The sequence below is a fragment of the Halobacterium sp. KA-6 genome, from assembly GCF_021029015.1.
In the GTDB taxonomy this organism is placed as follows: Archaea; Halobacteriota; Halobacteria; order Halobacteriales; family Halobacteriaceae; genus Halobacterium.
Window position 1 is genome coordinate 349,406 of sequence record NZ_JAJJZH010000003.1, and the last position, 13,314, is coordinate 362,719.

Sequence of the window (13,314 nt, forward strand, 5' to 3'; positions counted from 1 at the left end):
AGGTAGCCAGCCGCAGGCAAAAGCCTACGGCTCGACCACCTCCGTTGCCGTCTTCTCGGCGGTCAACGGCTGCCGGCTCGCCAGCGAGACGTCGAACGCGGGGTGTTCGGCGAGGTGCCACAACACCATGTGTCGGCGGCCCGCCGTCAGCCCGCTCGCGGAGAGATCGTCGGCAGTGAACTCCGCGGGGAGGCGCTGGCAGAGTCGCTCCAGCGCGTCGAAGGAGTCGAACACTTTGCGGTTGCCCGACGAGTCGGCGCCGCGGCGCTCCACGACGTAACTACCGTCCGCGCGGTGCACGCCGACAGTGTTCATGAACGTCTCTCGAGCGGTCAGTGCGTCGTCCAGCGAGTCACGGAGCTCGGCGGCGTCCTCGCGGGGGAGAAGCAGTTCTTCGTCGCCGACAGTGACGGCGACCCAGCCGCCGCGGCGCTCGACGGAGAAATCAGGCGAGCGGTCGGATTTCTCGACCAGCCACGTCGCCGTGGCTTACTCTATCCTCAAGTGCCGGCGTCGTCAGATTCTGACTCGGCATCGTGGGAGACCGTTGCAGGCACTCATAGTTAACTCCGGTGGTGGGACAGATGCCGGCTGTCCGACCGCACTCGCCCGTTCGATTTTTCACCCGACTCCCGGAATATCGGCGTATGGCTCCGCCGACGAGCGTCCTGCTGCCGACCGTCGAGTGGACCTCGGCCTGCGACGAGGTGGCCGCCCAGCTCGGCCCCGCGGACGAACTACTCGTCGTCTGCGACACCGAGGCGGACCCCGTCGCCGACCGCGTGGACGACCTCCCCGAGCAAACCGACCTCGTGTTCGCGGGCGAGCCCGAGGGGTGTTCGGGCAAGGCAAATGCCATCGCTGCGGGCATGGAAGCCGCCGCACACGACCGCATCGTGTGGACCGACGACGACTTCCACCACCCACCGGACTGGCTCGACGGCCTCCATGCAGACTACGAGCGCTACGGTCCTGTCTCCGAACTCCCGTTCTTCGTCGGGCGCGACCCGCTCTCGACGCTGCTCGAACCCGTCTACGCGCTCGGCGGCACGCTCGGCGTCTACGTCGGCGACCAGGCCTGGGCCGGCGCGGTCGCCTTCGAGCGCGACGACCTCGACGTCGACGCGTTCCTCGCAGACCTCCGCCGGACGGTCAGCGACGACGGCCTGCTCGCCGAGCGCCTCGACGTCACACCCCTGCGACGCACTCGCCGCGTCGAAATCGGCGGCACGTTCCGGCAGACGCTCGAACGCCACGTCCGGTTCACGCAAATCGTCGCCACGCACGACCCGAGCGGGCACGTCGTCGTCGCGCTGGTGACGCTCGCGCTCTTCCTCGCCTGCCTGCTCGTACCGCTGTACGCCGCAGCCGGCCTCACCGCCCTCGTCGCGGGCGTCTACGCGGCGTTCGGGATTCGGCGATGGACTGCCATTCTCGCGTACCCCACAGTGTTGGCAGCGATTCCGCTCGGTGTGTACGCGCACGCCCGCCGGACGTTCGTCTGGGGTGGCCGGCGCTACCGCTGGCGCGGGAAGTTCGACGTGGAAGTCGTCGAGCGCGTCGACGAGTAACGAGCCCGATGCACGGGGGTTTTGCCCCGCGACGCCCAACACCCGAGTATGGACGTGCGCGGCGAACGGGAGTGCAAATCGTGTGGGACGCGGTGGTCGTACTACGAGACCGGGAGCGTCGAGTGCCCCGACTGCGGGAGTATGCGCAGCGTCGGCATCGGCGAGCGCAGCACGCACACGGACGGGAACGCCGACCTCGACCTCTCGGCTGCCCGCGACGCCGCCGCGGACGGCGACCTTCGCGGTGCGCTCGACCCCGCGGCGGACGCGTGCCGCGACTACTGCCAGTCCCGGGGGTTCGTCTCGGGTGGCGACCTGCTCGATCTCGATGACACGTACCTCGCGGCTCAGGAACTCCGGCGCGCGGCGGTCCTGCTCGGGGACGCGCTCCGGACGAGCGACGAGGCCGAACGCTACGTGCTCACGTTGTTGAACGGTGCGGAGGATGGCGACCGGCCCAAGCCCGACGAGGTACCCGAATCCCTGCGAGCGATTCGCGGGCTGGCGTACGCGGCGGCAGTCGACGCCTACCGCGCGGACGTGCGGACGTACTGCGACGGTGAAGTACCGGAACCCGAGCGCGGACTGCTCGAACGCCTCCGCGACCACGCCAAGCGCGTCGACGCGCTGGACGGCGACGTGTCTCCGGAGGACGCGGAACGACTGGTGGAAGCAGCGCGCGCCATCGCGGACGCGCTCCGCGGCGACGAGTCGGGCGTCGAGCGGGCGCGCACCCGCCTCGACGCGCTCGCCTGAGTGGAATCGGCTCGCCGGCCTACGGGAGTTCGACGTCCGTTCCGGTCTGTTCGCCGGCGGCCTTCACGGTGTTGTACAGCAGCATCGCGCGCGTCATCGGGCCCACACCGCCGGGAACGGGCGTGATGGCGCTGGCCTTCTCCTTTGCGCTCTCGAACTCCACGTCGCCGACGAGCTCGTAGCCCTTCTCGGTGTCGGCGTCCACGCGGTTGATGCCGACGTCGATGACGACGGTTCCCTCCGAAAGCATCGAGCCGTCCACGAGTTCGGTGACGCCGGCCGCCGCGACGACGATGTCCGCGCGGCGCGTGTGTGCGGCGAGGTCCTCCGTGCGGCTGTGGCAGACCGTGACCGTGGCGTTGCCGCCCTCACTCTTCTGGACGAGGAGGTTCGCGAGCGGCTTCCCGACGATGTTCGAGCGACCGACCACGACGACCTCCTTGCCCTCGGTGTCGACGCCCTCGCTCGCGAGGAGTTTCTGGATGCCGTGGGGCGTGCAGGGCTTGAAGCGCGCGTTCCCGGCGACGAGCTTCCCGACGTTCTCGGGGTGGAAGCCGTCGACGTCCTTCGCGGGGTCGACCGCGGAGAGCACGCGCTCGTCGGGGACGTGGTCGGGCGTCGGGTCCTGCACGAGGATACCGTGGACGTCCTCGCGGTTGTTGAGGTCGGTGACCGTGTCGAAGAGTTCCTCGGCGGGGGCGTCGGGGTCGATGCGGATGTCCTCGGCGGCGATACCGATTTCCTCGCAGTCGCGCTGTTTCATCGAGACGTACGTCTCGCTGGCCTGCTTGTCGTTCATCAGGACGGTCGCGAGTCGCGGCGTCACACCGGCGTCCTTCAGCGCCGCTACGGACTCGGCGAGGTTGTCACGGACGTCGGCAGCGACGGCGTTCCCGTCGATGATGCTGGTCATGCCGCGACTTCCGCGCTCGCCCGCCTTCAATTCGGCGGTTCGTGCATACTCACGCGGGGAACCTCAGGAAAGTATGCATAGAAGTGGCTACGTCAGCCGCCGGTGGCCTCCCAGCCACCAGTCGACTCAGTCGTCGACCGCGACCGCTAGCGGCCCGTCACCGGACAGCGTCGCGGTGTAGTGGCCGTCGCCGAGGTGAACCGTCTCGACCGGCGACCACGTACTGTTCGCGTAGCGGTACAGCGTCACGTCGGTCGCGTTCGCGCCCTCGGGGAGCGTGGCGTTCCCGACCGAGAAGCGCACCGTCGTGTTCTCGACGGTTGCAGACGTCCAGCCGTCGACCGAGAGGTTCACGTACTGGACGGCCGACGCGTTCGTCAACTCGGCCGCCCCGCCGAGTGTCTCGTTCGCGGGGCCAGCCACAGTGACGTTCACGTCTGAGGTGTTCCCGGTCAGGTTCTCGTTCGTCGTATTCCCGACGACTTCGACGCTCGTGACGTTTGTCGCGTTCGTCGCTGCCGTCGGTCCGAACGTGACGTTCGCGACCGTTCGGTTGTCCGGCGTCGCGTCCGTGAGGTTCACCGCAACGCGCGTGCGGTCGTCCCAGACGGTCGCGCGGAACGCAGCAGTCGTGTCGTTCGCATGCGCAGTCGCGTCCAGGGCGTCGGTCTCGTTCCCGGTGACCGTCGTCGGCCCGGGAATGTCGAGGACCTCACGGTCGGTCGTGAACGTGTAGCCGGTCGTGTTGTTCCGGTACGCGACGACCTCGAAGTTCCCCTCGACGTCGAACTCGTGGGACCAGAGGCCATCCTCACCAGTACCGTTCCGAATCGGGAAGTACGACCGGTTCACGACGCTATGGTTGTAGAACGTCGTGTTGTTCGTGGGGCGGACGACCAGCCGCGCGTGAATCGCGTTCCCGCTGTTGTGGTCGTTCGTACTGAACGTCACCATCTGCTCGGCGCGACTCGTCATCACCTTCACCTCGATGACGTCGCGCTCGGCGGTGACGTTCACCGACCCGTTCAGGTAGCGGGTGCACAGCGTCTGGTTCTTCGTCGCGTTCACCGTCACTGCCGTCGGCTCGGCGAACGTGTACGTCGCCGTGCCGTCCGGGCCCGTGACGACCGTCTCGTCCCCGAGGTGGAGTGTGGCGTTCACGACGTTGCCACTGGAGCCGTCCTTCACGGTGAACTCCACGGGCTGCCCGGGCCGCGGCCCGGTCCGGTTCGCGGAGAGCGACAACGGTACCGTCTCCCGCTCGGACGTGAGCGCGACCGTGTCGTCGCGGTACTCCGTCGCGAACGTGTCGTCCTTCGACGCGGTCGCAGCGAATTCGCCTGCCACACCGAGCGACAGCACGACGGTGCCGTCCTCGCCGGTCGTGACCGTATGGTTCGCGACGGAGACGGTGGCGTTCGCGTAGTTGCCGGTGTCGCCGCGCTTCACCACGAACTGCACGGGTTCACACGGTCGCGGACTCGTGGTGTTGACGGAGACGTCGAGCGGGACGTCGGCCTTCTCAACGGTGACGTTCTCGGTGTCGTTGTGGTAGTCCGACCCGAGTGTGTCCGTCTTGTTCGCGACGACCTCGTACGTCCCTTCTTCCTCGAACGCGTACGTGAGCTTGCCGTCCGCGCCCGTTCGGTACGTGTTGTCGACGATGGCGAGTGAAGCGTTCGCGTAGTTAGACGTGTACGCGTTCTTGGCGGTGAACGTCACCGCTTCGCCCGGCCGCACGGTCGACTCGCTCACCGACAGCGCGAGCGGTTCGTCGCGCTTCTCGACGGTGACGTCGACGGTGTCGTTCTCGTACGTCGTTGACAGCGTCGCCGGCTTCGAGGCGACCACCGCGTAGTCACCTGCCTCGTCGAACGCGTGGGTGAGCGTGCCGTCGCTACCCGTCCACTGCGTCTCGTCGCCGAGGCGGAGGCTCGCGTTCACGTGCTCGCTGGACTTGCTGCTCTTCACGGAGAACGTGACGGACTCGCCTGGGCGCAGGGCCGTCTCGCTGGCGGAGAGTTTCAGATTCGACTCCGCACGCTCGGCGGTGACGTTCACGCTCGCATTAACGTAGTTCGTGCCCGCCGTGTCGGCCTTCTCGGCGACCACCTCGAAGGTCCCCTCCTGCTGGAAGGCGTACACGAGTTTCCCGTCGTCACCCGTGCGATAGGTGTCACCGGCGATGCGCAGCGTGGCGTTCGCGTAGTTGGACGTATCTGCGTTCTTGACCGTGAATGTCACGTCCTCGCCGGGCGTGACGCTCGTCTTCGACGCGGAGAGTTTCAGGTCGGCGCGTCGCTTCTCGACGGTCACCGTCGCCGACGCGTTCCGGTAGACGGTATCCGCGGTACGCTCACGAGACGCCAGCACGTCGTACGTGCCCGCGTCGGGGAACGACACGACGCGCTTCCCGTCGTCACCGAGCCGGAACGTCCGGTCGCCGACGCGGAGCGTGGCGTTGACGTACGCGCTCGTCGCGGGGTGCTTGACGGTGAACGTGACCGAGTCGCCGGTGGTCACCGACGAATCGCTGACCTGCAGGGAGAGGTCGGCGACCTGCTCGGCGACGCGGACGGTCGTGGTGTCGTTGACGTACGACTCCATCGTTCCGTTCTTCGACGCAGTCGCCGTCCACGTCCCGTTCGTCGCCGTCCACGTGACGTTCCCGTCGGGGCCCGTAGCGAGCGTCTCGTTCGCTACAGTGACCGTGGCGTTCACGGGTTCACCGGTGTCGTTCCGAACGGTGTGGAACGTCACGTTCGACCCTGTCTCCGCCGTTGCCGGGTCGGCTGTCAGGTTTAGTTCAACGGTCGCGTCCGCGGTGACTGTGCCTCTGGTCTCGGGGCCGTCGGCGACTCCACCGGTCATAGCCGCACCGACCGGGTGTGTGACGCCGACGAGCAGCACGACGACTAGTACTGCGATTTGTCTGTGTCGCGCCATGCAGCAGATTTCCTCACTCGGACCCCGGAAAAGAAGAGTGGCCGTCAGCCAACATTCGTCACCCTACTGGTACCTCTAATGGACCTGGAAAACCACTCGAAAGCGACTGCCTACACCGATGATTTATTCGTACTCCTACCAGAACCAAGTGAGGTGGCTGGCGACAGTCGGATTACTCGTACAGTGGGTGGTCCTGACAGAGGCGCTCGACGGTCGCGGCGACCTCGGCGTACACTTCGGCGTCGCCGACGTTGTCCACGACCTTCGCGATGCAGTCACCGACCGTCTCCATCGCGTCCTCGTCGAACCCACGCGTCGTGAGAGCGGGCGTGCCGGCGCGGATGCCCGACGGGTCGAACGCCGACCGCGACTCGTCCGGCACGGTGTTGGCGTTCAGGACGATGCCGACCTCTTCGAGGGCTTCCTCGGCGTCGCCGCCGGAGACCTCGGGGTGGGAGTCGCGGAGGTCAACGAGCACGAGGTGGGTGTCCGTGCCGTCCGAGACCAGCGAGAAGCCGTGGTCCTGGAGCGTCTCACCGAGTACTTCCGCGTTTCGTACGACTTGCGCGGCGTACTGGTCGAACGCCGGGTCCAGCGCTTCCTTGAAGCCGACCGCCTTCCCCGCGATGTTGTGCATCAGCGGGCCGCCCTGCGCGCCCGGGAACACTGCGGAGTCCACGTCGCCGGCGTACTCCTCGTCGCACATGATGATGCCGCCGCGGCCCGCGCGAATCGTCTTGTGCGTGCTCCCGGTCACGAAGTCCGCGACGCCGACCGGGGAAGGGTGTTCGCCCGCCGCCACGAGGCCCGTGATATGCGCGATGTCCGCCATGTGGTACGCGCCGACGGCGTCGGCGGCCTCCTGAATGCTGTGCCACTCGACCTCCCGGGGGTACGCCGAGAACCCCGAGACGATCATGTCCGGCTCGAACTCCTCGGCCTTCTCGAAGAGCGCGTCGTAGTCCAGGCGGCCGGTGTCAGCGTCGACCTCGTACTGCTCGACGTCGTACAGTTGGCCCGCAAAATTCGCGGGGTGGCCGTGACTCAGGTGGCCGCCGTGCGTGAGGTCCAGGGAGAGAATCTTGTCGCCGGGCTCCAGCACCGCGAAGTAGACGCCCATGTTCGCCGACGAGCCGCTGTGGGGCTGGACGTTCGCGTGGTCCGCGCCGAACAGTTCTTTCGCGCGTTCGATGGCGAGTTCCTCGACATCGTCCGCGAAGTCGCAGCCGCCGTAGTAGCGCTCGCCGGGGTAGCCCTCGGCGTACTTGTTCGTGAGTTCGCTGCCCTGGGCCTCCAAGACGGCTTCGCTGACGTGGTTCTCGCTGGCAATCATCGCCAGCGTCTCGTTCTGCCGGTGGCGCTCGCCGACGAGCGCGTCTGCGACTGCCGGGTCGACGTCCCGGACGTCGTCGTAGCTCATGCCTAGAGTGGCCGGTGCGCGCGGCATAAGTCTACCGAGCCTGCCATAATTCACCCTCGGCTCTCGATAGAAATATAAGCCCACTGGCAGTACGTCTCGACCGCGTGATTCAGTGGGAGGAAACCGGAACAGGGGTGTCCGCGGCCGACGCGGCCGGGAACGAAGTGACGGTGCGAGCGCCCGACTGGCGGCAGGCCAGCAGGGGGCGGACGCTCGCGTGGCCAGCGGACGCCACCACCTCCGGCATCGCCACGCAGCTTTCCGTCCCCACCAGCGACGCGTCGGTGTTCGCGGCTGGCGCTCGTGCCGATTCGCTCGGTGTGGGTGAACGCCGCCGCCTCGACGTCGGCGAGTACGTCCTCGAAGCCGGCGGTGCGGTCGACGTGCTCGTCGGCTTCGACGGGCCCGCCGTCGTGGCGCAGGGCGACCAACTCGACGTCGCCTTCGACGAACCCACGGACGTCACAATCGGCTTCCGGAGCGACGTCCGCGCCCCCACGGAAACCATCACTATCCCGAAGACGCTGGACGGCGTCGCGACTGCGGTGACGCACGCAGCAGCCGCTCATCGGACGACGACTCCCGACCGGTCGGCGTGGCACCAGCGCTGCCACCCACCACAATTCGCGTTCGGGGACACCGTCGACGTGCCCGAGACGGTCGCCGCGGAGACGCCCGACACCGGCATCGAACTCCTGCTCCCGCGGTCGCTGGAGGACCTGTTCGTCGCGGCGCCGCTGGCGTACTACCTCGGTGCGGCGGTCACCGTCGACGCGGGCGTGACGCCGCGACTTCGCGCGCCCGACTCGGGTGTCAACTACACCTTCGACGCGCTGACCGTGGAGGTGCCGCAGTTGCTGGCGCGCGCGTTCTGGCTGGACTGCCTCGTCCGCACGGCCGTCCCGCCCGAGCAGCGGCGCGCGGTTCCCACTCACGAACCCGTCGACGTGACGCTCGCCGAGCACGACTTGCTGGACGTCGTCGATGTCGACCCGGTCGCGGCCTACGACGCGACACCCGCCGACCGGCTCGCGACGTACCTCGACGCGCCCTTCGAGCGCGTCGCCGACGACCTCCCGGAGTGGCACCTCTCGATGCACGTCTCGCCGAACCTCGACCACGTCGAAACACTACCGTTCCTCCTCGATCGACTGGCGCTCGTCTACCCGCCCGAAACCGCCGCGTTGGAGAGCGAGGAGCTGCTGGAACGCACGCTCGACGACTTCTACCGCGGGCCGCCCGGTCCCGTCGCTACCGTCGAGATGTTGAAGCCGAAACTCCGTGACGGCCGCTGGCAGGGCTGGCTCGCCGACGGCACGCCCATCGACGTGTTCAAGAGCCAGCCCGAGGCCTACCACAATCACCTCGACTTCCAGCGCGAGTCCACCGACGAGCTGTCGGTTGCGGTGGTGCTCAACGACCGCAGCATGACCGGCGAGCACGAGGCGGTCGCGGACGTCTACGAGGCGCACGCCGAGTCGCTGCCGATGGACGTCTCCTTCTTCGAGGACCTCACCCGGAAGGAGCTCGCGAGCGTACTCGGTGACCACTACGAGTTCCTCCACTACATCGGCCACTGCGAGGTCGAGGGACTGCGTTGTGCGGACGGTAATCTTGCCGTCGACGACGTCCCGGAGACGAACGTCGAGACGTTCTTCCTGAACGCCTGCGGGTCGTACTACGAGGGCGTCGACCTCGTCGAGCGCGGGAGCGTCGCGGGCGCGGTGACGCTACGGAAAGTGCTGGACGAGCAGGCCGCCAAGGTCGGCACTGCGTTCGCGGAGTTGCTGGTCCACGGCTTCCCCATCGAGACGGCACTCCGGCTCGCGCGCCGGCGTATCCGGATGGGGAAAGACTACGCGGTGGTCGGTGACGGCATGCAGACGCTCTCCCGGACGGACGGCGACGGCGCGAAGGTCGCGCACGTCGAACGCGACGGTACGGGTGTCTGCGAGGTGACCTACGAGTACGTCGCGGCGGACGGCCACGGTTGCTGGTACGACGTCGACGCAGATGCCGCGTCGGGCCCGCGACTCTGCGGGAACCCGACTGAGTTCGAACTCCCTTCGGCCGAACTCGCGGAACTGTTCGCGGACGCCGACCACCCGGTCGTCGTGGACGGCGAGTTCTACTGGTCCGACGAGGCGGCAGCGCTCCTCCGGCCGAACGCTTCTACGACGTGAAACGGGCGAAAGTCGCCGATAGCGCGCGGTTCCCGCGGTTTTACTGGCTCGCTGTCCGGTAAAATTAAATACGTCGTGACCCTAGACCCACGCAGAGATGTCACAGAATCTACTGGGGACGAGCGTGGACGACGTCGTCCGCACCGTCCTCGACGCCGAACCCGGCGAGCTATTCGTCGTGAACCCCGCCGGCAAGACCGTCGAGGAACTCGTCGACGTCGCCAACGCCTACGAGGGGGAGCTCCCATCAATCCGACTGCTCGGCGACGAGCGCACGCTGAAGGACGTGATGGACGACTTCATCGTCGCGAGCAACGCCGCGAACCTCGTCGAAGCCGACGTGCTGGAACTGCGCGTGTTCGACGGCGACGCACGTTCGTCGATGCTCGTCACGGAGGACCGCACGGTCGCGCTCGTGGAGGTCGGCGGCCTCGTCGGCGGTCTCACCACCGACGACGCCGAGTTCGCCGAAACGGCCTACGACGCCGTCGCCGACGACTGGGCCGACGCAGAGCAGTTCACGCTCCGCACGCCCGCCATCGACCGCGTCCGACAGACGCTCGACGAGGACATCAGCCCCGAAGTCGAGGAGGACTTCGAGAGCGTCCTCGAATCCATGGAGACCGCCCGCGGCGACGGCGACGGCCTCGACGAGGTCACCGTCAGCCTGCTGGTCGCCGCGAAGAACCGCGAACTCCTCTACGACATCAGCAAGTGGGGCGAGGACGTCGGCATCGCGTCGAAAGCGACGTTCTCCCGCACGAAGACGAAGCTCGAGGACCTCGGTCTCATCGACACCGAGAAGGTCCCCATCGACGTCGGTCGGCCGCGCCTCCGTCTGAAGCTCGCCGACGAGCGCCTCGAAGACGCGCCGCCCGCGGAACTCGCGAACGTCGCCCAGTCCGTCCTCTCGTAAGCCGTCCACCGAATCCCGCACAGTTTTCCCCTCGTCTCCCCACCCCGTAGCTATGCTACTGGAGGAGTCGCCGTGACCGTCGCCGTCGTCGGCGACGGCCCGGCCGTCGAAGCCATCCGAGACGCGCTCGCGGACGTCGACGCCGCTGTCGAAGCCACGGACGTCGCTGGCGTCGCCGACGCGGACTTCGCCGTCGTCGTCGGCGTCGCCGGCTCCGGCTCCGGCGGGTTCGGCACTGCGAATGAGCATGCCCGAAGCGGAGACACGCCGCTGCTCACCGTCGAGGTCGGCGGGCTCGGCGGCCGCCCGCTCGCGGACGTCGACGCGGGTGTCTCCTTGCTCGCTCCGGAGGGGCCGTGTTTCGAATGTTTGGCGGCGCGCGTGACCGCGACGGGCCACGAACCGGCGGAATCGCCGAGCGCCGACCGGAGTGCGGTACGGCTCGCCGGCGCGCACGCCGGCCGCCTCGCCGTCGACGCGCTCCGCGGGGACGCCGCACCTGGAACTGTCCTCGAACTCCCGCACGCCGAGCGAACGCTCGCGCCCGTCCCGAACTGCTCGTGCGCGGACGACGGCACGAACGACGACCTCCCGTTGAGCGACGAGGAGCGGTCGCTGGACGACGCGCTCGCCGCCGCCGAACCACTCGTCGACGACCGCGTCGGCGTGCTCTCGGCGGTCGGCGAACGAGAGTCGTTCCCCGCGCCGTACTACCTCGCCGTGGGCACCGACACGTCGCCGTTCAGCGACGCCGAAGCCTCGACGCAATCAGCGGGCGTCGCCGCCGACTGGAACACCGCCTACATGAAAGCGGTCGGCGAGGGGTTCGAGCGGTACGCTGCCGGCGTCTACCGCACCGACGACTTCGAGACTGCGCCCGTCGACCACGAGGAGGCAGTCCCACCAGAGAGCTTCATCCGCCCCGAAGATGCGGGCAGCGAGGCGGACGAAATCGAGTGGGTGCGCGGCCAAAACCTCGCCTCGAAGGACGCGGCGCTGCTCCCCGCGGACCGCGTCGTCTTCCCGCCACCCGAGGAACGACCGGGAACGATTACGACCGGCCTCGGCCTCGGCAACTCCGGCGTCGGCGCAGTACTGTCGGGCCTCTACGAGACAGTCGAGCGCGACGCCACGATGCTGTCGTGGTACTCCACGTTCGACCCGCTCGGCCTCCAGGTCGACGACCCCAAATTCGACGAGCTCGAACGCCGCGCGAGCGCCGAGAATCTGGACGTTACGGCGCTGCTGTGCACGCAGGACGTCGACGTCCCCGTCGTCGCGGTCGCGGTCCACCGCGACGAGTGGCCGCGATTCGCGCTCGGTTCCGCCGCCGACCTCGACGCCGACGCCGCCGCCCGCGACGCGCTCTGCGAAGCCCTCCAGAACTGGATGGAACTGCGCGCGATGGGCCCCGAGCAAGCCGCCACGGAGGATGGCGCTATCGGCAAGTACGCCGACTTCCCCCGCGACGTCCGTGGCTTCGTCGACCCCGACACGACCATCCCCGCCAGCGACGTCGGCCCCGCCGAACCCCCGGAGGGAACCGACGAACTCGACGCCGTCCTCGACGCGCTCGCGGACGCCGACCTCGACGCCTACGCCGCCCGCCTCACGACTCGTGACTTGGAGGACGCGGGTTTCGAGGCCGTGCGGGTGTTAGTCCCGGAAGCCCAGCCGCTGTTCGTCGACGAATCGTACTTCGGGGAGCGTGCGCGTGAGGTTCCCCGTGAACTCGGCTTTCAGGCGCGGTTGGACAAGCCGTTCCACCCCTTCCCCTGATTCCAAGCCTATCCCCTCGGTATCTGGTGCGTCTTCACGAAATGCTGGTGTTCCGACCAAAAGTATAATCTGACGACCGTCTAATTCGGATTCAAGCTATTGATGGTCTCTCTGGAGCAACTACAGGAGCTCGACCCGTACGACTTTGAGAAGGCCATCGCATCGCTCTGGGAAGCGAAAGGATTCGAGACGAATCTCCGCCAGCAAAGTGGGGACCGCGGTGTCGACATCGAAGCGGAGAAAGTCGGTGCGGGTTGGAAGGAAGTGATACAAGCTAAACGGTACACTGGAAAGAACAAGGTCGGAAGCCAACAAATTCGAGAGTATGCGACTCTTTACCAGCAGGTTCCTGACGCCAACGCAGTCGTCGTCGTCACTTCTGGGGAGTTTACAGACGAAGCAGAATCGCTCGCGGACGATCTCCGTGTGGAAACGTACGATGGCCGTGAATTAGTCCGGGAAATTTCAGATACGGGCGTTGATTTGAATCTGGCTCCGGAAGAAAACGGTTCTCAAAGCGATACACTTCAGCTTGGTAGTAGCGATCCAGAGATTGATAGCTATGGGTCGGTTGAACTCGGCGGGGGCACGATAGTTGAACCACAAGACTACTTTCGAGATCACCTGAAGAAGAGGAGTGGTAGCGCGGGCCTGAAGTCCCAGCCGTGGGTGTACGTAGCGACAGAAGTTGATGGGCTCGACCTATAGTAACCGGTAGAACTTTTTACTCAGAGACAGTTGCAGTAGCTAGTGAATCATCTCGACGAGATCTCCGTCGAGGAATTGCAAGACGCTCTCGACAACGTGGACGGAAAGAAGCCGACACAACG

General features: G+C 67.1%; 10 protein-coding genes. 6 read left to right on the forward strand and 4 right to left on the reverse strand.

All coding sequences use genetic code 11. The features are described 5' to 3' along the window. Window positions 1-24: 24 nt before the first annotated feature. Window positions 25-474, reverse strand: a complete 450-nt coding sequence (locus tag LPA46_RS19115) for a DUF7528 family protein (protein ID WP_442908232.1) — start codon at window positions 472-474, stop codon at window positions 25-27. A 173-nt stretch (window positions 475-647) separates the two neighbouring features. Between LPA46_RS19115 and LPA46_RS09745 the strand changes: the two genes are divergently transcribed. Both LPA46_RS09745 and LPA46_RS09750 read left to right on the forward strand, forming a co-directional pair. Next, window positions 648-1,571 carry a glycosyltransferase gene (locus LPA46_RS09745; protein ID WP_230892351.1) on the forward strand — a complete coding sequence of 308 codons (924 nt, stop codon included), beginning with the start codon at window positions 648-650 and terminating at the stop codon, window positions 1,569-1,571. A gap of 48 nt (window positions 1,572-1,619) precedes the next feature. Further along, window positions 1,620-2,327, forward strand: a complete 708-nt coding sequence (locus LPA46_RS09750; RefSeq protein WP_230892352.1) for a DUF7117 family protein — start codon at window positions 1,620-1,622, stop codon at window positions 2,325-2,327. A gap of 19 nt (window positions 2,328-2,346) precedes the next feature. Here LPA46_RS09750 and LPA46_RS09755 read toward each other — a convergent pair whose 3' ends face one another. The 3 genes from LPA46_RS09755 to glyA form a co-directional block, all read right to left on the reverse strand. Beyond that, entirely contained in the window at window positions 2,347-3,240 is an 894-nt protein-coding gene (locus tag LPA46_RS09755; RefSeq protein WP_230892353.1) for a bifunctional methylenetetrahydrofolate dehydrogenase/methenyltetrahydrofolate cyclohydrolase, read from the reverse strand. A 126-nt stretch (window positions 3,241-3,366) separates the two neighbouring features. Further along, complete coding sequence (locus LPA46_RS09760; protein WP_230892354.1) at window positions 3,367-6,186, reverse strand: PKD domain-containing protein; 2,820 nt, start codon at window positions 6,184-6,186, stop codon at window positions 3,367-3,369. A 172-nt stretch (window positions 6,187-6,358) separates the two neighbouring features. Further along, the gene (glyA, locus tag LPA46_RS09765) at window positions 6,359-7,606 is read right to left on the reverse strand and encodes a serine hydroxymethyltransferase (RefSeq protein WP_230892355.1); all 1,248 of its coding nucleotides are present in this window, start codon (window positions 7,604-7,606) and stop codon (window positions 6,359-6,361) included. A 104-nt stretch (window positions 7,607-7,710) separates the two neighbouring features. Here glyA and LPA46_RS09770 point away from each other — a divergent pair, with 104 nt between their 5' ends. The 4 genes from LPA46_RS09770 (at window position 7,711) to LPA46_RS09785 (ending at window position 13,192) form a co-directional block, all read left to right on the forward strand. Further along, entirely contained in the window at window positions 7,711-9,789 is a 2,079-nt protein-coding gene (locus tag LPA46_RS09770; RefSeq protein WP_230892356.1) for a hypothetical protein, read from the forward strand. Window positions 9,790-9,886: 97 nt separating this feature from the next. After that, window positions 9,887-10,705 carry a transcriptional regulator TbsP gene (tbsP, locus tag LPA46_RS09775; RefSeq protein WP_230892357.1) on the forward strand — a complete coding sequence of 273 codons (819 nt, stop codon included), beginning with the start codon at window positions 9,887-9,889 and terminating at the stop codon, window positions 10,703-10,705. A 72-nt stretch (window positions 10,706-10,777) separates the two neighbouring features. Next, window positions 10,778-12,484, forward strand: a complete 1,707-nt coding sequence (locus LPA46_RS09780) for a YcaO-like family protein (RefSeq protein WP_230892358.1) — start codon at window positions 10,778-10,780, stop codon at window positions 12,482-12,484. Between the two features lie 102 nt (window positions 12,485-12,586). Further along, window positions 12,587-13,192, forward strand: a complete 606-nt coding sequence (locus tag LPA46_RS09785; protein ID WP_230892359.1) for a restriction endonuclease — start codon at window positions 12,587-12,589, stop codon at window positions 13,190-13,192. The last annotated feature ends 122 nt before the right edge of the window (window positions 13,193-13,314 follow it).

Excerpts from the sequence above, each read along its gene's own strand:
- LPA46_RS09750 (WP_230892352.1), top strand. The coding sequence starts at position 1,620 with ATGGACGTGCGCGGCGAACGGGAGTGCAAATCGTGTGGGACGCGGTGG.
- LPA46_RS09785 (WP_230892359.1), top strand. The coding sequence starts at position 12,587 with ATGGTCTCTCTGGAGCAACTACAGGAGCTCGACCCGTACGACTTTGAG.
- LPA46_RS09760 (WP_230892354.1), bottom strand. The coding sequence starts at position 6,186 with ATGGCGCGACACAGACAAATCGCAGTACTAGTCGTCGTGCTGCTCGTC.
- LPA46_RS09755 (WP_230892353.1), bottom strand. The coding sequence starts at position 3,240 with ATGACCAGCATCATCGACGGGAACGCCGTCGCTGCCGACGTCCGTGAC.
- LPA46_RS09745 (WP_230892351.1), top strand. The coding sequence starts at position 648 with ATGGCTCCGCCGACGAGCGTCCTGCTGCCGACCGTCGAGTGGACCTCG.
- tbsP (WP_230892357.1), top strand. The coding sequence starts at position 9,887 with ATGTCACAGAATCTACTGGGGACGAGCGTGGACGACGTCGTCCGCACC.
- glyA (WP_230892355.1), bottom strand. The coding sequence starts at position 7,606 with ATGAGCTACGACGACGTCCGGGACGTCGACCCGGCAGTCGCAGACGCG.